General features: G+C 67.7%; 15 protein-coding genes. 4 read left to right on the top strand and 11 right to left on the bottom strand.

Annotation, left to right across the window (positions count from 1 at the left end; genetic code table 11):
- Window positions 1-56: 56 nt before the first annotated feature.
- From MC380_RS07915 to dnaA, 7 genes are all read right to left on the bottom strand, one after another.
- Window positions 57-722 (bottom strand): energy transducer TonB, encoded by a 666-nt coding sequence (locus tag MC380_RS07915; RefSeq protein WP_242102139.1) that lies wholly within the window; start codon window positions 720-722, stop codon window positions 57-59.
- 130 nt (window positions 723-852) lie between these two features.
- Entirely contained in the window at window positions 853-2079 is a 1227-nt protein-coding gene (locus MC380_RS07910; protein ID WP_242164031.1) for a tetratricopeptide repeat protein, read from the bottom strand.
- A 105-nt stretch (window positions 2080-2184) separates the two neighbouring features.
- On the bottom strand, window positions 2185-3003 hold the full coding sequence (locus MC380_RS07905; protein WP_242102141.1) for a M48 family metallopeptidase: 819 nt from the start codon (window positions 3001-3003) through the stop codon (window positions 2185-2187).
- Between the two features lie 139 nt (window positions 3004-3142).
- Window positions 3143-5602 carry a DNA topoisomerase (ATP-hydrolyzing) subunit B gene (gene gyrB / locus MC380_RS07900; protein WP_242102142.1) on the bottom strand — a complete coding sequence of 820 codons (2460 nt, stop codon included), beginning with the start codon at window positions 5600-5602 and terminating at the stop codon, window positions 3143-3145.
- Window positions 5603-5730: 128 nt separating this feature from the next.
- Window positions 5731-6828, bottom strand: coding sequence for a DNA replication/repair protein RecF (recF, locus tag MC380_RS07895; RefSeq protein WP_242164029.1), 1098 nt, complete (start codon window positions 6826-6828; stop codon window positions 5731-5733).
- Between the two features lie 139 nt (window positions 6829-6967).
- The gene (gene dnaN / locus MC380_RS07890) at window positions 6968-8062 is read right to left on the bottom strand and encodes a DNA polymerase III subunit beta (protein WP_242102144.1); all 1095 of its coding nucleotides are present in this window, start codon (window positions 8060-8062) and stop codon (window positions 6968-6970) included.
- Between the two features lie 398 nt (window positions 8063-8460).
- Window positions 8461-9789 carry a chromosomal replication initiator protein DnaA gene (gene dnaA, locus MC380_RS07885; RefSeq protein ID WP_242164028.1) on the bottom strand — a complete coding sequence of 443 codons (1329 nt, stop codon included), beginning with the start codon at window positions 9787-9789 and terminating at the stop codon, window positions 8461-8463.
- A gap of 209 nt (window positions 9790-9998) precedes the next feature.
- On the opposite strand from dnaA, the gene rpmH reads away from it, so the two are divergent.
- The 4 genes from rpmH to mnmE all read left to right on the top strand — a co-directional run bounded on the left by rpmH (window position 9999) and on the right by mnmE (window position 13872).
- On the top strand, window positions 9999-10139 hold the full coding sequence (rpmH, locus tag MC380_RS07880) for a 50S ribosomal protein L34 (protein WP_013536759.1): 141 nt from the start codon (window positions 9999-10001) through the stop codon (window positions 10137-10139).
- A gap of 39 nt (window positions 10140-10178) precedes the next feature.
- The gene (gene rnpA, locus MC380_RS07875) at window positions 10179-10643 is read left to right on the top strand and encodes a ribonuclease P protein component (protein WP_343223557.1); all 465 of its coding nucleotides are present in this window, start codon (window positions 10179-10181) and stop codon (window positions 10641-10643) included.
- Window positions 10644-10739: 96 nt separating this feature from the next.
- Entirely contained in the window at window positions 10740-12461 is a 1722-nt protein-coding gene (yidC, locus tag MC380_RS07870) for a membrane protein insertase YidC (protein ID WP_242164026.1), read from the top strand.
- A 61-nt stretch (window positions 12462-12522) separates the two neighbouring features.
- Window positions 12523-13872 carry a tRNA uridine-5-carboxymethylaminomethyl(34) synthesis GTPase MnmE gene (gene mnmE, locus MC380_RS07865; RefSeq protein ID WP_242164024.1) on the top strand — a complete coding sequence of 450 codons (1350 nt, stop codon included), beginning with the start codon at window positions 12523-12525 and terminating at the stop codon, window positions 13870-13872.
- Window positions 13873-14008: 136 nt separating this feature from the next.
- Here mnmE and cysG read toward each other — a convergent pair whose 3' ends face one another.
- Genes cysG through MC380_RS07845 form a run of 4 tightly spaced genes read right to left on the bottom strand, consistent with a single transcriptional unit; the run spans window position 14009 to window position 20702 of the window.
- Window positions 14009-15415, bottom strand: coding sequence for a siroheme synthase CysG (gene cysG / locus MC380_RS07860; RefSeq protein WP_242164022.1), 1407 nt, complete (start codon window positions 15413-15415; stop codon window positions 14009-14011).
- Between the two features lie 6 nt (window positions 15416-15421).
- Window positions 15422-16822 (bottom strand): MFS transporter, encoded by a 1401-nt coding sequence (locus MC380_RS07855; protein WP_242164020.1) that lies wholly within the window; start codon window positions 16820-16822, stop codon window positions 15422-15424.
- Entirely contained in the window at window positions 16819-17904 is a 1086-nt protein-coding gene (ybiB, locus tag MC380_RS07850) for a DNA-binding protein YbiB (RefSeq protein WP_242164018.1), read from the bottom strand. Before ybiB ends, MC380_RS07855 begins: the two co-directional genes overlap by 4 nt.
- Window positions 17901-20702, bottom strand: coding sequence for a nitrate reductase (locus MC380_RS07845; RefSeq protein WP_242164017.1), 2802 nt, complete (start codon window positions 20700-20702; stop codon window positions 17901-17903). Before MC380_RS07845 ends, ybiB begins: the two co-directional genes overlap by 4 nt.
- Window position 20703 lies beyond the last annotated feature (1 nt).

The following is a 20703-nucleotide window of genomic DNA, read 5'->3' as shown; positions in this document are numbered from 1 at the left end:
GCGAGGTGAAATCCGCAGAACCCGGCACGCGCCGGTGCGGCGTTACTGAAGCCGGTCTACTGCAACTTGAAGTCCACCGGAACGCGGACGCGACCGGCAGCCTTCTGGCCATTCTTGATCGACGGGTTGAATCGCCATTTGCGCGCGGCGTCCATCGCGGCGCGATCCAGATCGCGGTTGCGGCTGGATTTCTCCACCGACACGTTGGTGACGTTGCCGTTGGCGTCCACGTCGACGATCAGGATGACGGTGCCTTCCACGCCCTGCTGGTAGGCGCGCGGCGGGTACTTGGGCGGATTCATGTTCTTGGACGAAATGTCCACGCTCGCGCCGATGTCCGGCTGCGGCGCCGGGGGTGCCGGCGGTGCGGGCGGCGGCGCCTGGATGTCCACGGCGGCTGGCTCGTCGAACACCACCGGCGGCTCCTCCGGCGGCGGCGGGATCGGCGAAGGCTGCGGCGGCGCCAGCTGCTTGATTTCCTGCGGCTTGGGCGGTTCCGGCGGCGGCGGGGGCGGCGGGGGCGGCGGCGGCGGCGGCTCGATGATCACCACGCGGGTGACATCTTCTTCCTGCTGTTGCTGTCCCGGTGGCGCCACCGGTGCGAGCAGCAGCAGCAGCGCGGCAAGGTGCACGGCGACCACGAAGGAATAGCCAGCGATGCGCGGCCAGTTCAGGCCGACATCGTCATCATTTTTATCGGTCGTCCGCAGGCGTTGGGTCATGCGAGGGAAGCTCGGGTGGGGCCCGGTGCCGAGGCGCCGGAGGAGGTGAAGGTCCCGTCACGTGGAGGCGGCGGGAACCTCGAAGCTTATAACAAACCTGTAATCGGTTACCAATGCCGCAACCGAGTAATTACTTGGTACCGATGATCCGTTTGGCGTCTTCGGGCTTCTTCACGCCCTTGGCGAGCGCCTGTTTCGCGGCCTCCCTGGCCTCGGCGGTGTGGCCCTCGTTGCTGAGCGCGCGCGCCAGGTTGAGATAGGCCTCACCGTTGGGCGCAATCGGCGCCGCTTTCTTGAAGGCCTCGATCGCGGGGCCGGCCTGGTCGGAAAACCAATAGGCCTGTGCCAACGCGGTATAGACCTGGTGATCCGGCTTCAGGATGCCCTTGGACATGCCTTCGTTGATGACGGCGATGACCTCCTTGTCCTTGCCACCTGCATTGCTGTACATGGCGAACAGGTTGCGGTAGTCCTGTTCCTCGGTCAGCTGTCCGCTGCTGCGCAGCTTTTCCAGGATCGCCGCGGCCTTGTCGTCCTGTCCGGACTGCATGTAGGTCGCGGCCAAGTTCAGCTGTGCCTGCTTGTCGTCAGGGTTGCCGGCCCCCAGCTGTTCGGCGAGCTTGCTGGCCTCCTCGGGCTGGCCCATGTCGGCGTACGCGCCCATAAGCAGCTGGGTCCAGTCCGCGCGCGGCTGCGGCGCCCCGGCCAGCGCCAGCTTCAGTGCTTCGACCGCTTCGGGATAGCGCTTGAGGCGGTACAGGGCATTGCCCTTGAGCGCCAATGCGTCGGGCGTCTGGCTCTTGGTCTGGGTCAGGAACTGATCGACCGTCGCCAGGCTCTGCGCGTACTGCTTTTCCTGCATCTGCAGTTGCGCGATCAGGAACATCGCTTCGAAATGCTCGTTGTTGTTCAATCCGTTGAACTCGATCGCCTTTTGCAGGTAGGCCATCGCCTTGGCGTTATCCGCATTGAGCTGGCTCGCGCCTGCCAGGCGCGCCGCCACCGACTTCTCGTAGGGGTTGGTTTCCGGATCGGCGATCAGTTCATCGGCCAGTGTCAGTACTGTGGTGTTGTCCTTGGAGTTGAAGGCGTCGAACTGCTGCTTCAGCTTGGGCACGTGTTTCGGTGTGGCCTTGCCTTCTGGCTCGATGCGATCGGCTTGGGGGTAGCGCGCGGCGACTTCCGCCTGCTCCGGCGTCTTTTCCGTGGAATCGGACTCTTTCTGGGCCTCGCGCTCCTTCTGTGCTCGCTGTTCCTCAAGCGAGCGAGGCGCTTGCGGAGCGGCGGTTGCCACCCCGCACAGGGACAGGGCGGCGAGCAGAGCGAGGACCAATTGACGGGTTTGCGGTTGGGACATTGTTCACCTGTGGAGACGTACGCCGCCGGGCAGGCCCGGTTGGGGGCGTGCACGCTAGCAGATTGGCGCGGATCGATTGCTAGACCCGCGTTATGTGAAACGTTTTCAGCCGCATTTCGGGCGCCGGCCTGCCGCCTGTGCCTGCTGGTAGGCCGGGACCAGGCTCGCGGCACGCGACTGCAGTTCGCCGATGCGCGCCTGAGGGTCGGGGTGGGTGGACAGCCATTGCGGTGGGCGGCTGCCGCCGGCCGCGATCATGTTCTGCCACAGGCTGACCGCGCCGCGCGGATCGAAACCAGCCCGTGCCATGAGCTGCTGGCCGACCACGTCGGCTTCGCTCTCCTGGGCGCGTGAGCCGGGCAGCAGGAAGCCGGTCTGCGCCAGCACGCCGCCGCCCTGCATCGCCGCATTGCCGACGCCTTCGCCATAGCGGGATCCGAGGATCGCGCCGACTACCTGCAGCGCCCCGGAGGCGCCCGCCTGGCGGGTTAGGCGCTCATCATGATGGCGGGAGACGACGTGGCCGATCTCGTGCGCGATCACGCCGGCGAGCTGGTCCTGGTTCTTCGCGACACTGAAGATGCCCGTGTAAATGCCCACCTTGCCGCCGGGCAGGGCGAACGCGTTGGGGTCGTTGTCGACGAACACTGCACTTTCCCAACCGCCGCTGCGCCACTCGGCAGGCAGCTGGCTGACGATAGCGTTGGTTACGCAGGACACGTAGCTGCGCTGGGCGCTGTTGCTGGTCTGCGGCTTTTGCGACTTGAGCTGCGCGAAGGCCTGCGCGCCGAGTTGGTTGAGCTGCTGCTGGGAGACGGCGCCGACGTACTGCTTGCGCCCGGTCGGCGAGGTCGTGGTGGCGCAGCCGGCGACGGTGGCTGAAACGGCGGCGGCCAGGACTAGGGCCGGTAGCTGCGGCTTCATGGGCATTCCTCGGCGAATCGGGGCCGCTAGGCTAGTCCCGCATGCGGTGAAGTCCGCGTTGGCGCGCGGGCGGGCGTTCAGCCACCCGCCACGATCGGCGCTGAAACGCGCCGTCGCACGCCGCCAACGCGGCCGCGTTCTACACGTCCAGATTCGCGACCTTGAGCGCGTTGTCCTCGATGAACTCGCGCCGCGGCTCGACGACATCGCCCATCAACGTGCTGAATATCTGGTCGGCCGCGACCGCATCCTCGATCCGCACCTGCAACAGACGGCGGGTATCCGGGTTCACCGTGGTGTCCCAGAGCTGCTCGGGGTTCATTTCGCCCAGGCCCTTGAAGCGCTGGATCTGGCGGCCCTTGCGGGCTTCGTCCAGCAGCCAGGCCTGGGCCTGGGCGAAGCTGGCGACGGGCTGGGTCTTGTTGCCGCGCACGATCTGCGCGCCTTCGCGGACCAGGCCATGCAGGGCCGCGGCGGCATCGCGCAGCGGGCGCAGTTCGCCATGTTCGAAAATCGACAGCGGCAGCACCTGCGTCAGTTCCTCGCCCATGTGCCGACGGATGATCAGCAGCGCGACCGGGCGCGATTCGTTGGCCGCCTGCAGCACCAGCCGGTACCGGGGCTGGCCCAGGCCGCCGCGATTGAGCCTGGCCTCCAGCGCGGTGAGTTCATGCGCCTCGTCGGTGTTGAGCGCCAGGCTTTGCGCGTCGAGCGGAGTGAAGTCGATCAGCGATTCGAGCACGATCGGGTCGAAGCGGTGCGCATTGCGGGCGATCGCGGCGCGCGCGCCGGCATAGGCCAGCAGCAGCTGCTCCAGGGCCATGCCTTCGATCGCAGGCTCGTCCGTCGCCGGGATCAACCCGGCCCCTTCGACCGCGTTGCCGGCCAGGTAGGCGTCCAGCGCCGCATCGTCCTTCAGGTAGAGCTCCTGCTTGCCCTGCTTGAGCTTGTACAGCGGCGGCAGGCCGATATAGATGTGGCCGCGCTCGATCAGGTCGGGCATCTGCCGGTAGAAGAAGGTCAGCAGCAGGGTGCGGATGTGCGAACCGTCCACGTCCGCGTCGGTCATGATGATGATGCGGTGGTAGCGCAGCTTGTCGGGGTTGTATTCGTCGCGGCCGATGCCGGTGCCCAGTGCGGTGATCAGGGTGCCGACCTCGGCGCTGGCGAGCATGCGGTCGAAGCGCGCGCGCTCGACGTTGAGGATCTTGCCGCGCAGCGGCAACACCGCCTGGTTCTTGCGATTGCGGCCCTGCTTGGCCGAACCGCCGGCCGAGTCGCCCTCGACGATGAACAGTTCCGACAGCGCCGGATCCTTTTCCTGGCAGTCGGCGAGCTTGCCCGGGAGCCCTGCGATGTCCAGCGCGCCCTTGCGCCGGGTAAGGTCGCGCGCCTTGCGCGCGGCTTCGCGCGCACGCGCGGCGTCGACGATCTTGCCGGCGATCGCGCGCGCTTCGTTGGGATGCTCCTGCAGGAACTCCTCGAGCCGTTGGCCGAAGGTGGATTCCACCACCGGGCGCACGTCGGAGGAGACCAGCTTTTCCTTGGTCTGCGACGAGAAGCTGGGGTCGGGCACCTTCACCGACAGCACGGCGATCATGCCCTCGCGCATGTCGTCGCCTGACAGCGAGACCTTGGCCTGCTTGGCGATCCCGTTCTGTTCGATGTAGTTGCTCAGGGTACGGGTGAGCGCGGCGCGGAAGCCGATCAGGTGGGTACCGCCGTCCTTCTGCGGAATGTTGTTGGTGAAGCAGAACATCGTTTCCTGGTAGGCGTCGGTCCATTGCAGGGCGACGTCCACGGTGATCCCGTTCTGCTCGCCGGTCACCGAGATCACGTTGGGATGCAGCGGCGTCTTCAGCTGCGCCAGATGCTCGACGAAGGAGCGGATGCCGCCTTCGTACTGGAACACGTCGCGTTCGCCCTCGCCGCGCTCGTCGAGCAGCGTGATCTTGACGCCGGAGTTGAGGAACGAGAGTTCGCGCAGGCGGCGCGCGAGGATGTCGTAGTGGAATAGGGTGTCGGTAAAGATCGCGTTCGAGGGCCAGAAGCGCAGCAGCGTGCCGCGCTTGTCGGAAGCCTCGAGCTGGCGCAGCGGATACACCGGCTCGCCGAGCGCGTATTCCTGCTGGTGGTGGAAGCCGTCGCGCCAGATGTCCAGGGTGAGCTTTTCGCTGAGCGCATTGACCACCGACACGCCAACGCCGTGCAGGCCGCCGGAGACCTTGTAGCTGTTGTCGTCGAACTTTCCGCCGGCATGCAGCACGGTCATGATGACCTCGGCCGCGGATACGCCCTCTTCCTTGTGGGTGTCCACCGGAATGCCGCGTCCGTTGTCCCAGACCGATACCGAGCCGTCCTCGTGGATGGTCACCACGATGTCATCGGCATGACCAGCCAAGGCTTCATCGATGGCGTTGTCGACCACCTCGAAGACCATGTGGTGCAGGCCGGTGCCGTCGTGCACGTCGCCGATGTACATGCCCGGGCGCTTGCGCACGGCCTCCAGGCCGCGCAGCACGGTGATCTTGCTGGAGTCGTAACCGGTCTGGCCCGCAGTGGTCTGGCCAGGATTTTCGGGTGTGTTGTTTTCCGTCATGCGCTCTGTTCGGCGCGGAACCGCGCTGCAGCGGGCCGCGACACATTAGCTATAGGGATTGAAGCGGAAAATTATACCAGTGGGGCCGGCTCGGCGGGCCCAACCTCCTGGATATTTCGCATAAAACGTTAATGCTGTAGCGAGCCGCCCTCGGCGTGTAACACTTTTCCTTGTTCCACGTGGAACAAATCGAACCCGGTGCCGGCGAGCGCGGGCGGGACTTCGGTGCCGGTGATGAACACCTGCGCATCGCTGGCGCGTAACCGCTGCAGCAGGCGCCGCTGGTGTGGCAGATCCAGCTCCGAGGCAAGGTCGTCCAGCAGGACCAGGGGCCATTGTCCACGACGGGCGGCGAAATCCTCCGCCTGCGCCAGCAGCGCCGCCAACGCAGTGAGCTTGCCCTGCCCTCGCGAAAGCGCTTCCTGATCGGGACGCTGCGCGTGCGTAATCCGCCAGTCGGCCCGGTGCGGCCCGACCGATGTGAAACCGGTGACGAGGTCGCGCTCCCGCGCGAGCAGCAGAGCATCGGCGAGGGACAGCTGCTCGCGCCGCCACCCCGGCTGGAACGCGAATGCCGCCTTCCCCAGCCCAGGCGCCAATTCACCCGACGCCGCCCGCAGCCGGGGTTGCAGACCATCCAGGTAGAGCTCACGCCGCGCTGTCAGCACTTCGCCCATTTCGGCCAGCTCCTGATCCCAGACCTGGAACTGATCCACCCCGGCGCGCAGCTTCAGCAGCGCGTTGCGCTGCTTGAGGGCCCGGCTATAGCGCCGCCAGAGCCCCAGAAAGTCCGGTTCCACGTGGAACAAACCCCAATCCAGATACCGGCGTCGGGTTTCGCCGCCCCCGCTGATCAGCGCATGGCTGCCGGGTTCGAAGGTGAGCGCCGCCAGCGCCGCGCATAGCTCTCCAAGCTGGCTCACCGACGCGCCGTCGAGTCGGCCGCTCCAGGTCTGTCCCGCATGCCGCAGCCCGGCCCGACGGATACGTCCTCCGGGCTCGTCCCATTCGGCAAAGACCTCCAGCGCGTCGCGGCCGGTCCGCACCAGCCCGTCCCGAACCCGCCCCCGGAAACTGCGTCCATAGGCCAGCAGGTGCAGGGCTTCGAGCACGCTGGTCTTGCCTGCGCCGTTTGGTCCGACCAGCACGTTGAGCCCTGGTCCCGGCCGCAGATCGGTCGGTTGTAGGTTCCGCAAGCCCGCTATCGTCAGGCGAGTGATTCGCATCAGGCTACAGCCGGTCCATCGCTAACCGCCCATACCCGGTGCGCTTGGCTCCGGCATGGAGCCGAGGGTGGGCTCCAAACGACTTCGCCCGGCGCGGACCGGGCGAAGCAGGTTGGTTCCACGTGGAACGCGGTGCGCATCAGAGCCGCAGCGGCATCACCACATGCCGGCTGCGCTCATTGCCGGCTTCCCGGACCAGCGCCGAGGAATTGGCGTCGCGCAGCTGCAGGATCACGTGCTCGTCGCGCAGGGCAGTGAGGGCATCGAGCAGGTAATTGACGTTGAAGCCGATCGCTAGCCCGTCGACCTTGGTTTCGGCCTCGACCTCTTCCTGCGCTTCTTCCTGCTCGGGATTGTGGGCGCTGATCTTCAGCTGCCCGGGCGAGACCTCGATCCGCACCCCACGATACTTTTCGTTGGACAGGATCGCCGCGCGTTGCAGGGCCGCACGCAGGGTTTCGCGGTCGATCTTGACCTCGCGGTCGGCGCCGATCGGAATCACCGCCTCGTAATCGGGGAACTTGCCGTCGATCAGCTTGCTGGTGAAAGTCACATCGTCGCGCTTCACCCGCAGGTGGTTGCGGCCGACTTCCAGCTCTAGGCTGCGATCGCCGCCCTCGAGCAGGCGTTGCAGCTCCTGCACGCCCTTGCGCGGCAGGATGATCTGGCGCTTGCCGGCGCCTTCCAGCGCGGCCTCGCACAGCGCAAGCCGGTGTCCGTCGGTGGCCACGCAGCGCAACGAGCTGTCACGCAGATCGAACAGCAGGCCGTTGAGGTAATAGCGCACATCCTGCTGGGCCATGGCGAAGGCGGTGCGTTCGATCAATTCCTTGAGCGCAGCCTCGGGCACGGAAACGCGTTCGGTGGCCTCGACTTCGTCGATCGAAGGAAAATCGTTGGCCGGCAGGCTGGCCAGGCTGAAGCGCGAGCGCCCGGTCTGGACCGTGATCTTGTCGCCCACCTGGTTGACCGCGATCTTGCTGCCGTCGGGCAGGGCCCGGACGATGTCGAACAGCTTGCGCGCCGGAATCGTGGTCTCGCCATCCTGCGCATCGTCGACCGGGCTGCGCGCCACCATCTCCACCTCCAGGTCGGTGCCGGTCAGCGAGAGCTGGCCGCCCTTGACCTGGACCAACAGATTCGCCAGCACCGGCAGAGTCTGTCGCCGCTCAACGACATTGACGACCTGGGCCAGGGGCTTGAGCAAGGCTTCGCGCTGCAGGCTGAAACGCATCGGATGGATCCCCGGCTGTTGCTGTTGGGAAGAGTGAAAATCAAAGACAGTGGTAGTGCTTGGGCCGGTCCGCAGCCGGTATAACTCTGTTAACTCGTTGATTATTATGCATTAATTCTACCGGCAACCATGCGGATAAGGGGCTGCGCGGGGCCTGCACAAGCTGTGGATGGTTTTCGGCAGCGGGGCCAGGACCCGACTTGTCCACAACTTGTCCCGCTGCGCAACCCGGGACTGTCCACAAGATCTGCCGACGCGCCCGCAATGGCGCACAGCATCTTGAGATCGACCGCGGGAAACCCGTCGCCATGCTAGTGCAAGGGCAGGGCGGTGGCTAGCCGATGGCGGGGGCAGGGATGCCTCTGGACGGGCGCAGACGCGGGCATCCGATCGGCACGTTATTCGCTCAATTTGCGATTGAGCTTTTCCCAGTCTTCCTTGAGCTTGCCGTCGGTCTCCATCAGCGTGCGGATCGTGCGGCAGGCATGCAGTACGGTGGTGTGGTCGCGACCGCCGAAGGCATCGCCGATCTCGGGCAGCGAATGCTCGGTCAGGTCCTTGGCCAGGGCCATGGCCATCTGTCGCGGACGCGCCAGCGAGCGGGTGCGCTTGGCGCCGAGCATTTCCTTGATCTGCAGCCCGTAGTAATCGGCCACGACCTTCTGGATGTTGCCGATGCCGATCGCCTGCTGCTGCGCGCGCAGCAGATCGCGCAGGGTTTCCTGGGCGAAGTCGGGGGTGATCGCGCGGCCGGTGAAGTTAGCGCGCGCGGCCAGGGTATTGAGCGCGCCTTCCAGGTCGCGCACGTTGCTGCGCATCTTCTTCGCGATCAGGTGGGCGACGTCCTCGGGAATCTGCGCGCCGCGCTCGCGCGCCTTGGACAGCACGATCTGGGCGCGGGTCTCGAAATCGGGCGGGTCGATCGCCACCGACAGACCCCAGCCCAGGCGCGACTTCAGGCGCGGCTCGAGCCCCTCTACCTCGCGCGGGTAACGATCGCAGGTGAGGATGATCTGCTGGCGTCCGTCGAACAGCGCGTTGAAGGTGTGGAAGAATTCTTCCTGGGTGCGGTCCTTGCCGGCGAAGAACTGGATGTCGTCGATCAGCAGGGCTTCGATCCCCTGGAACTGGCGCTTGAACGCCTCCATGCCGCCGCTGGACTTGTCGTACAGCGCCTTGGTGAAGGCATTCATGAACTGCTCGCTGCGCAGGTACATCACCCGCATCGCCGGATTGGCCGCACGCATGGCGTTGCCGGCGGCGAACATCAGATGGGTCTTGCCCAGGCCCGTGCCGCCGTAAAGCAGCAATGGGTTGTGGGCGCGATCGCCGGGGGTCTGCGCCGCCTGCCACGCAGCTGCGCGCCCGAGCTGGTTGCTGCGGCCTTCCACGAAGTTGTCGAAGGTGTAGTGGCTGTCGAGATTGCCGTGGAACGCGGGGTCGGCCACCCGCGGCTGCGGGACCATGCTCGCCACGATGGGCGCCACGGCACGCCGCAGCGACCCGATTTCCAGGCTCACGTCCGGCGAACCGGAGAAATGGGCCAGCAGCTCGCGAATCCGCGCCAGATAGCGGGTGCGGACTTCCTCCATGACGAAGGCATTGGGCGCGTACAGGACGAAGCCGTCATCGCGGCGACCGGGCTGCAGCGGCTTGAGCCAGGTGTGCACATCCTCGGTCGGGAATTCGGCTTCCAGGCGTTCGAGGCAACGGGGCCAGGCATCCATCAGGCGAGCAATACCGAAAAGAAGGCCGCGCGATGCGGGCATCGCGGAGCGGAAACTAGGGATGCGGCAGGGTAGCACCGGGGCGGGCGGAGTGGGAAGTTATCCACAGGACGGACAAGGGTGCAGGGCGCCCCGCACCTTGACCGCCCACGTATCGGAGCCTAAACTTTCTGGTTCTCTACGTCCGCATTACCTAAAGAGTCGCCGCCATGGCCACCAAGCGCACCTATCAGCCGAGCAACCTCAAGCGCAAGCGCGACCACGGCTTCCGTGCCCGCATGAAGACCGCCGATGGGCGCAAGATTCTTGCGCGTCGCCGCGCCAAGGGCCGCAAGCGCCTCACTGCCTGACGGCAGCATCGCGCCGGCCCGGACGCGGCCGTCGATTTCGTGAGCCCCGGTTTGCAAGGCACTCGGCAAGACAGCCCGCAAGCCACCCCGACCCGCGCCGCAAACGCGGGTTTTTCTGCGTCCGCGCGCGTGCGCGCCAAGACCGAGTTCGCTCGCACCTTCGCCCAGGGCCGGCGCATCGCGCATCCGCTGCTGGTGCTGCACGTCCTGCATGACGCGGAGCACCCCGGTCCCGGCGCGCGCCTGGGCCTGGCGGTGTCGCGCAAAGTCGACCCGCACGCCACCGGACGCAACCGGATCAAGCGGGTCCTGCGCGATGAATTCCGCCGTAGTCGCGGCGCGCTGCCGCCGGGAGCCTATGTCGTGGTGGCGCGCGCGGCGGCGCGTGCAGTGGACAATGCTGTGCTGCGCGAGGCGTTCGCTTCGCTCCTGCAACGCGCCGCCGCGTTGCCGCTTTCCGCCGTGACCGGCACAATGCCGGCCCAATCCCCGAGCGCGGACTGATCGCGTGTCCTACGTGATCGCGTTGGCCTGTCCGTCCGCCACCCCTTCGGCGTCTTCCGTTGCGACGCGCCCCCCGCCTTTCCCGACCCCTTTCGCATGAACCAGACCCGCACGTTCCTGATCTTCGCCTGGCTGATGGTGGCCGCCATGCTGTGGATGGCGTGGGGACAGGACAAGGCGGCGCAGCGCGCGACCACGTCCGCCGCTCCGGCACCTACCGCTTCCGCCACCGGCTCGGTGCCGCAGGCGCCCAGCGCAGCGCAGATACCGCAGGCCCCAGGCGCACCGACCCCGCAACCGGGAGCGCGCGCCGCGACCACCGCGCAGACCGTCACGGTCACGACCGATGCCCTGCGCCTGACGATCGACGGCGGCCGAGTGCGCAGCGCCGAACTGCTGCGATATCCGCAGACGACCGAGAAGAACAGCCCGCCGGTGAAGCTGTTCGACGACAACCCCGCGAGCCACTTCGCCGCCGAGAGCGGCTGGGTCAGCAGTGCCAACGCCGCGCCCTCGCACGAGCGCGGCTTCGTGCCCGAGCAGCACCGTACCAATTACGTATTGCCGCGCGGCGTCGACAGCATCGCCGTGCCGTTCGTCTGGCATGGTCCGAACGGCGTGACGATCCGCCGCGTGTACACGCTCCAGCGCAACGATTTCGCGATCCGCGTACGCGACGAGGTCGTCAACGCCGGCGACGCGCCATGGCAGGGTTATGTCTACCGCCAGCTGGTACGCGTGCCGCCGGTGGTGAAGTCTGGCTTCACCCATCCGGAGTCCTACAGCTTCCACGGCGCGGCCTGGTACAGCAATGCGGACAAACTTGAGAAGCGTAAGTTCGACGACTTCGGCGACGGGGTCCTGAGCAAGGAAGTCACCGGCGGCTGGGTGGCGATGCTGCAGCACCATTTCTTCAGCGCCTGGATTCCGGCGGCGAACGATGTCGCTACCTACTCCCTGGATACCACGCGCGCAACCGACGGCACCCAGTATCTGATCCGCGAAGTCGGTCCAGGCGTGAGCGTCGCGCCGGGCGCCAGGGCCGCGACCGAGGCGCGTCTGTGGGTCGGGCCGAAGCTGGTCAAGGGGATCCAGGCGCAGGACGTGCCGGGGCTGGAGCGCGCGGTCGACTTCAGCAGCTACGGCTGGCTGGCCTGGATCGCGGAACTGCTGTTCTCGGTGTTGTCCTGGCTGCACGGCATCTTCGGCAACTGGGGCTGGGCGATCGTCGGTCTGGTGGTGATCGTCAAGGCGCTGCTGTTCCCTCTCTCGGCGGCGCAGTACAAGTCGGCGGCGAAGATGCGCAAGTTCCAGCCGCGCGTGCAGCAACTGAAAGAGCGCTACGGCGACGACAAGCAGAAATTCCAGCTGGCGCTGATGGAGCTGTACAAGAAGGAGAAGATCAACCCGGTCGGCGGCTGCCTGCCGGTGCTGATCCAGATGCCGATCTTCCTGGCGCTGTACTGGACCCTGCTCGAGGCGGTCGAGCTGCGGCATGCGCCGTGGATCGGCTGGATCCAGAACCTCACCGCACCCGATCCGTATTTCATCCTGCCGGTGATCAACATCAGCGTGATGTGGCTCACCCAGAAGCTCACGCCGATGGTCGGCATGGACCCGATGCAGCAGCGCATGATGCAGCTGATGCCGCTGGTGTTCGGGGTGATGATGATCTTCTTCCCGGCCGGCCTGGTGCTGTACTGGGTCACCAACGGATCGCTCGGCCTGCTGCAGCAGTGGTGGATGCTGCGCAAGTACGGCGACAAGTCCGGACCGGCGCCCGAGGGTGGCAAGGCCAAGGCCGCCGCCACGAAGTGATGCAAACGAACCGCCGCAAGGCGGCTTCGTCGTCCCGGCCCGGCTCTGCGACCATGGCGCCATGAGCACCACCATCAGCCCGGTCACCGACACCATCGTGGCCATCGCCACGCCGGCAGGCAGCGGCGGCGTCGGCATCGTGCGCCTGTCGGGGCCGCGCGCGGTGCAGATTGGCGAAACCGTGTGCGCACGAGCGCTGACGCCGCGTCGCGCGTATCACGCGCGGTTTCGTGGTGCGCAGGCCGAAACGATCGACGACGGCATCGCCCTGTATTTCGCCGCACCAGCCAGCTACACCGGCGAGGACGTGGTCGAGCTGCAGGCGCATGGCAGTCCGGCGGTGCTGCGGGCGCTGATCGCAGCCTGCTGCGCGCTCGGCGCGCGGATGGCGCGGCCAGGCGAATTCAGCGAACGCGCCTACCTCAACGGCAAGCTCGACCTTGCCCAGGCCGAGGCGGTCGCCGACCTGATTGCGGCGGGCGATGCACGCGCCGCGCGCGCGGCGCGGCGCGCACTCGACGGCGAGTTCTCCCGACGCGTCGATACGCTCGCCGACAGCCTGCTCGCGATCCGGGTGCACGTGGAGGCGGCGATCGACTTCGCCGACGAGCCGCTCGACACCCTAGGCGGCCAGGCCCTGCATGGTCGTCTGGAGGACGCGAGCCATCAGCTCGATGCCCTGTTGCAGGCCGCCGAGCGCGGGCAGAAGCTGCGCGACGGCCTGCATGCGGTGATCGTCGGCCCGCCCAATGCGGGCAAGAGCTCGGTGCTCAATGCATTGGCCGGCAGTGAGCGCGCGATCGTCACCGACATCGCCGGGACCACCCGCGACCTGTTGCGCGAAACCGTGCGGGTGGACGGGGTGGAGCTGACCTTGGTGGACACCGCAGGGCTGCGCGAAGGCGGCGATGCGATCGAACGCGAAGGCATGCGCCGGGCCCGGGACGAGCTGCAGCGCGCGGATCTGGCAGTGGTCGTTCTGGATGCGTGCGATCCCGAGGCCGGATGGGAAGCGGTGCGCGCGGCCGTCGCCGATGTGCCGCGTCTGCTCGTGGTGCACAACAAGGCGGATCTCGTGCCCGCGGCGGCTACGGCGGACTCCGGCATCCGGGTCTCGGCGCTGACCGGATTCGGACTCGAAGCGCTGCACGCGCAGCTGCGCGAAGCGTCGACGGGCAGTGGCGAGTCGGCAGAGGAGGGCGCATTCACCGCGCGCGCGCGCCACGTCGAGGCCTTGCGCGCCGCCGCGCTCGCGCTCGTCCAGGCGCGGACCGCACTCGCCACCGAGACGCTCGACCTCGCGGCCGAGGCGCTGCGCAGCGCCCACGATGCGCTCGGCGACATCACCGGCCGGACCCTGCCGGACGACCTGCTCGGCCGGATCTTCGCCACGTTCTGCATCGGCAAATAGGTTGGACATCCTGTAACGCGAGCTTGCGTCGCAAGCACCCAGGCATCCGCAGACGGCGAGCGATCCGTTCCCACGCGGGCCGGCAAGGCACCGGGATGTGCGATCGAACAACCGCAACGGAAGAATGGCGAGGAAGCTAACGCGCCAGCGGCGACGCGCCATACCAGTGCAGGCGCTGGGCGTTAGCGGCCGTCGGACCGAGGATCAGCAGCGCCGGCGATTGCACCGCGTGTCGTGCAGCCAGTTCCGGTAGCTCCGACAGCACGCCGCAGATCGTGCGTTGCTGTGGCAGGCTGCCATTCTCGACCAGGGCAAACGAGGTATCCGGCGGCATGCCGTGAGTCAGCAGCTGCTCGCGCAACGTGGGCAGCTCACGCACACCCATGTAGATCGCAAGCGTCTGCCGGCCGGCGGCGAGCGCAGTCCACTCTTCATCGCTGAAGCGGATCTTGCAGTGCGCGGTGAGCAGCCGCAGAGACTGCGCGTGATCGCGATGGGTCAGGGGGATGCCGGCATAGGCGGCGCAGGCCAGCGCGGCGGTGATGCCCGGAACCACGCGGTACGGCACACCGTGCCCGCGCAGGAACTCGATTTCCTCGCCCCCGCGGCCGAATACGAACGGGTCGCCGCCCTTGAGCCGCACCACGTGCGAACCGTTGCGTGCGTGTTCGAGCAACAGTTCGTGCGTGCGCTCCTGCGGCACGTGCAGGCCGCCGCCCTGCTTGCCGACGTCGATCATCTCCGCGTCGCGTCGCGCCATGGCCAGAACACCGGGAGACACCAGGCGATCGAACAGGATCACGTCGGCCGTGTTCAGCGCGCGCAGCGCGGCCAACGTCAGCAATTCCGGATTGCCTGGGCCGGCCCCGACCAGGGTCACGCTGCCGACACCGGAAGCAATGGTGTCGGCAGCCTCCAGCGCATCGCTCAATACCTGGCCGGCGTCGGTGACCCGCGCCTGTTCGACCAGGCGCGGGACCTCGCCGCCCAGTATCTCCTCGTAGAAGCGGCGTCGCCGCGACAGAGTGGGGAAGCGCTCGCGGATCCGCGAACGAAACCCTTCCAGCAGCCGGGCCAGCGGCCCCAGGGACTGTTCCAGCGACGCTTCCAGCCGCTCGCGTACCCGCCGCGCAAGCATCGGCGCCGCGCCGCCCGAGGAAATCGCAATCACCAACGGTGTGCGGTGGACCGTCGCCGGAACCTGGAAGCTGGAAAGCTCCACGCTGTCGACGACATTGACGAAGACGTTGTGCGCTTCGGCAGCGGCGGCCACCTGCCGGTTGACGGCGACATCATCCGTGGCGGCAATCACCAGGCGCTGGCCCGACATCCAGCCGGGTTGAAACGGACCGGGCAGATGCGCGATGCGTCCGGCGCTGCACCATGCCTGCAGCGTCGCGGTGAGCGTCGGCGCACCCACGCTGAGTCGCGCTCCCGCGTCCAGCAACAGCTGCGCCTTGCGTTCGGCGATCGCCCCGCCACCGACCAGCAGGACCGGACGGTCGTGCAGGTCGGCGAAGAGCGGAAACAACGTCCTGCTCATCGGGCGCTAGGCCGTTTCGGTCGCGCCGCCCAGGGACAGGGCCGTGTCGTCTTCCACCTCTTCTTCCTCGGGCAGCGCCCAGGCCAGCCATTCCCGGCGCAGCGCGGCCAGCATCAGCCACGCAGCGGCCGAAATGCCGCCGAAGACCGCGAAGCCGACCCAGTAGCTGCCCAGATTCTCCTTGGCGGTGCCCAGCGCCATCGGCAGATAGAAACCGCCGATGCCGCCCGCGGCGCCGATCACGCCCGACATCAATCCGGCCTTGCCGACCCAGCGCTGCGACACCAGCTGGAACGATGCGCCATTGCCCAGGCCGAAGGCCACGTACAGGGCCACCAGCAGCGCAATGCCGCCCTGGACGCCGGGCTTGAACACGGCGAAACCCACATCGCACACGGCGATCGCTGCCAGCAGCACCAGCAAGGCGCGCACACCGGACACCTTGTCGGCGATCCAGCCGCCGACCGGCCGCAGCATCGCCCCGGTGAATGCCAGCGCTGCCATCCACAGTCCGGCGTGCACCTGCGAAAGGCCGTACATGTCGATCAGCAGCGGGCTGACGTAGGACGACATACCGACAAAGCCGCCGAACGTGATCGAGTAGATCAACATCATCGCCCAGGTGTCGCGTTCGGCGAACACGCTCCGGTAGCGCCGCGGCAGCACCGCGACCACGAACAGGGAACCGATCACCGGCAACAGCAGCATGCCGGGCTTGCCGCCCAATCCGAACAGACCGGCATTGACGATCAATACCAGCACGACCAGTACCCCCAGCGTGGCGGCGAACCCCGTGGCGGCACGCGGCACGCTACCGGATTTGGGCGCACGATCCTGCGCCCATAGCAGCAAGGCCCCGGCGGAAAGCGCCAGCAGCGGCAACGCCGCCGCCATCGAGTGTTGCCAACCCACACGCTCGGCCAGGGTCGGAAACAGGAAGCCATCGACCACTGCGCCGATATTGCCGGCCGCGGCCAGGCCCAGCACCAGTCCCTGCACATTCGGCGGATAGCCGCTGCCGGCCATCGGCAAGGCCACGGCGAAACTGGCCCCACCCATGCCCAGCAGCACGCCCAGCACCAGCAGCAGGGTCAACGAAGGCATCGTTGGCAGAAACAGCAGCACCGCCGACGGAATCGCGGACAGCACGATGCCGAGCAACGCCAGTCGCCGGCCATCCATGGCCTGGTACAGGTTGCCGAAGGTCACCCGCAACAACGCGGCCGACAGCACCGGCACCGCGGTCAGGAACGCCTTCTGCGACGGCGACAGTCCCAGGTCGCCGCTGATCGATTGCGCCAGCGGGCCGTACATCACCCACACGGTGAAACCGGTATCGAAATACAGGAAGCAGGCAAGCAGCGACTTCCAGTCGCCACCGCGCACATGGCTCAGTACATGTTTCATTTAACGACCTCCTCACCCAGTGATTCCGCGCCAATGCGACCCGTCCGCTTCACGGTGGCGGATGCCGTGAAGCGCGCTCCCACTGCCGGGTGCGTAGCCGCGATGTCCCGCCTGGTGTCATCGACACCGGGACGTCGACTGCAGGCGACGATGACCTCGATCTGCCGTAGCAACGTCGCGGGCATGGCGGCTTCGCCGGCGAGCACGCGCGCGGTCCAGGCTGCAGTGCCGAGGGCGTCTGGTGCCGGGAGCGCAACGGTGCCGCAGGCTTCGCCGTTGGAAGCGATTACGGTTTGCGCCGAACCATCGGCCAGCCATTCGACCGCGACCTGGCGCCGGGGGTCCGCCGCGGCTTCCCCCTCGGTGCCGCGCGCGAGCAGCACGCCGGGCGCGGGCGGCGGCGCAACCGCGTTGAACAGCTCGAACAAGGTGTCGCGATACGGCGGATGCGTGTAATTGACCAGGCGTAATGCGGGCGCTGTGAACGGGTTGAGCAGCTTGACCACCGTATGCGCCGAGTTGCGCTGGGCGATGCGTTCGCGCAGGGCGAGCAGGCGGGCCAGTGGCGGCGACAGCACCTCGATCGGGACGAATGCGGGCCGCTGCGAGACGAGCGCCGCTGCCACCTCCGCCTGCGATGCGCAGGCGCCGATGCCGAGTTCGGCAAATACCGAGGCGCTGCTGACGCGGCCATAGCCGTCCGCCCCGTCGCCATGCACCAGCACCGGCACGCCGCGCGCGGCCAGCGACATGGCCAGCAGCGGCACCAGGTTCGGCAACCGGCGCGCGCCGTTGTAGCTGGCGATCACGACGGGCGTGCTGGTCGTCGCGGCAGGCGGCGCAAGCCGCATCGGCGCCAGGGTGGCGTGCGCGGCGTCGAGCATGCCGCTAAGTTCTTCGGCGGTTTCGCCCTTGATGCGATACGCGATCAGCAACGCGCCCAGGCGCAGCGGATCGATTTCGCCGGCCAGCATGGCGGCGAACACGCCGCGCGCCTGTTCGCGCGACAGCGCACGCGCTGCGCGCGCGCCACGGCCGAGTTCGCGCAGCATGGCGGTGATGTCCAAAGCGGCGCCGGTCATGTGACGGGCTCCGCGTGCTCGCGGATCATCCGCCTGAGCTCGGGCACGCACGAACCGCATTGGGTTCCGCAGCGCAATGCGGCCTGCAATCCCGGGAGCATGTCGGCGACCCGGCCGCGGGGCGCGGCCAGCCACTCATGGATGGCCTGCTCGGTGACGCCGATGCAGTTGCAGATCGTGCGGCCACGCGGTCGGTGCGCCGCCGGAGCGGACCGCGAGGGCAGCAGCAGCAGGCGGCCAAGCGCGGAAATCGGCTCGCCGCTGGCCAGCATGTCCCTCAGCCAGCCATAGGCCGAGACGTCGCCGGCGAGCGACACGGCGGTCAGGCGCCCGTCGTCGATGCGCAGGCGGCGCGTCGAGCCGCGCCGCGCATCGTTGTAGCTGAGTACCCGTGCACGATCGTCGAGGCCGAACAGACGCTCCACTTCCTGCATCTGCACCGCGGAGGCAGGTTCGTGCGCAGCCACGCGCCACACCAGCCCATTGCGTTCGCGTCCGAACGGAACGCAGCTGGCGTAGGCGTAGTCCGCATAGCCGGCGCGCAGACGCTGCTGCGATGTCAGCCAATCCTCGTCGGGAAGATAGCCCGCCACCACCCATTGCCACGGCAGATCGGCCTTCAGCAGCTTCACCGCGGCGTGCTTGAGTTCTGGCTGCCTGGACGTCGGATCGAGCGCGGGCGTCGTCAGCCCGTTGACGCCCAGCGCCGAGGCGCGGCTGGAGCGGCCCCCCACCCATTCGCCGCCCCAATGCATCGCGACGAACGTGCTCCCCGGTTGCAGGCTGTCGTCCAGGCGCACGCGCATGACCTGGCTGGCACGGCGCGAGGTGACATAGACGAAATCGTGTTCGCCGACGCCGATGCGTGCGGCATCGTCCGGATGCACGTCGATCGCCGGTTCCGGCGCATGTCCGAACGATTGCGTCACCGTGCCGGTGCGGCTCATGCCGTGCCATTGATCGCGCAGGCGGCCGCTGCCCAGGGCAAAGGGATAGCGACGATCGGCCGGCTCGGCCAGCGCGCGCGGGCCCGCAGCGACGAAGCGCGCGCGGCCGTCGGGCGTGGCGAAGACGCCGTCGCCGTACAGGCGCGGCTTGCCGGTGGTCTCGCCCTGCGGCAACGGCCACTGCTGCGGGCCTTGCGTGTCCAGCATCGCGTACGACAGGCCGGTGATGTCGAGATCGCGGCCGCGGGTACTCTCGCGGTGTTCGTTCCAGACGTCTTCGGGCGTGTCGTACGCAAACAGGCTCGGTCGTCCCGGGCGCAACCGCGGCTCCAGTCGCTGCGCGATGTCGCGTGCGATCTGCCAGTCCGCACGCGACTGCGCATACGCGGGCACCGCGGCGCGTACGCGCGAGATGCGGCGTTCCGAATTCGTCACCGAGCCGTCCTTCTCGCCCCAGGTGCTGGCCGGCAGCAGCACATCGGCGTAGGGCGCGGTGGCGGTGCTGGCATAGGCGTCCTGCAGCACGACGAACTCTGCCCGCTCCAGCGCACGACGGACCATACGCTGGTCCGGCAGCGACTGGGCCGGATTGGTGCAGGCAATCCACAGCGCACGGATCGCGCCGTCTGCGGCCGCTTCGAACATTTCCACGGCGGTCCTGCCCGGCAGTTCCGGAACCGAGGGCACGCCCCACAGCGCCGCGACTTCCGCGCGATGCACCGGATTGGCCAGGTCGCGATGGCCGCCGAGCAGATTGGCCATGCCGCCGACCTCGCGCCCGCCCATCGCATTGGGCTGGCCGGTAAGCGAGAACGGACCGGCGCCGGGCTTGCCGATCTGGCCGGTGGCCAGGTGCAGCTGGATCAACGCGGCGTTCTTGTCCGTACCGGAAGTGGATTGGTTCAGGCCTTGGCAGTAGAGCGACAGCGACGGGCCATCGGCGAACCAGCGCGCGGCGGTCACGATGTCCGCCTGCGGCAATGCGCAGGCGGACGCCGCGCGCGCCGGCGTCCATTCGCGCGCCAGCGATTCCAGGTCGGCAAAGCCGTGGGTGTGCGCGGCGATGTAGTCGCGATCGATCAACGATTCGTCGATCAGCACGTGCAGCATGCCGAGGAACAGGGCCACGTCGCTGCCCGGCGCCAGCGGCAAGTGCAGGTCGGCGGCTTCGGCGGTATCGGTGCGGCGCGGATCGGCCACGATCAGCCGCACCGCTGGATTGCGCGCGCGCGCATCTTCGAACCGGCGGAACAGGATCGGGTGCGCGAATGCGGGATTGGCGCCGGCGACGAACACCGTGCGGGCGTGGTCGAGATCCTCGTAACTGCACGGCGGCGCATCCGCACCCAGCGTGCGCTTGTAGCCGGCGACGGCCGAGCTCATGCACAGCCGCGAATTGGTATCGATGTTGTTGGTGCCGACCAGCCCCTTCGCCAGCTTGTTGAAGACGTAATAGTCCTCGGTCAGCAGCTGGCCGGAGATGTAGAAGCCCAACGCGTCCGGGCCGTGCGTTTGGACGATGTCGCCGAGCCGCGCGGCGACGTAATCGAGCGTGTCGTCCCAGCTTGCCGCGATGCGCGGCTGGCCGCGCTGGCGGCGGAACTCGGGCCGCAGCGCGCGCACCTGCGCGTAGACCTCGGGCACGGCGGTGAGATGCAGCGTCGATCCCTTGGAGCACAGGCGGCCGAAGTTGGCCGGGTGCGTTTCGTCGCCACGCACGCCGACGATGCGCGCATGGCCGTCGACGCCGGTTTCGCTTTCGATCACCACCCCGCAACCGACCCCGCAGTAGCAGCAGGTCGAGCGCGTCTCGCGTCGCGGCGGCGGGATGTAGGAGGCCGCGACGTTCATA

The sequence above is a fragment of the Lysobacter sp. M15 genome (assembly GCF_022662515.1).
Lineage (GTDB): Bacteria > Pseudomonadota > Gammaproteobacteria > Xanthomonadales > Xanthomonadaceae > JAKPBU01.
The sequence above is the reverse complement of the archived record's forward strand: the minus strand, read 5'-3'. Positions and strand labels throughout refer to the sequence as shown.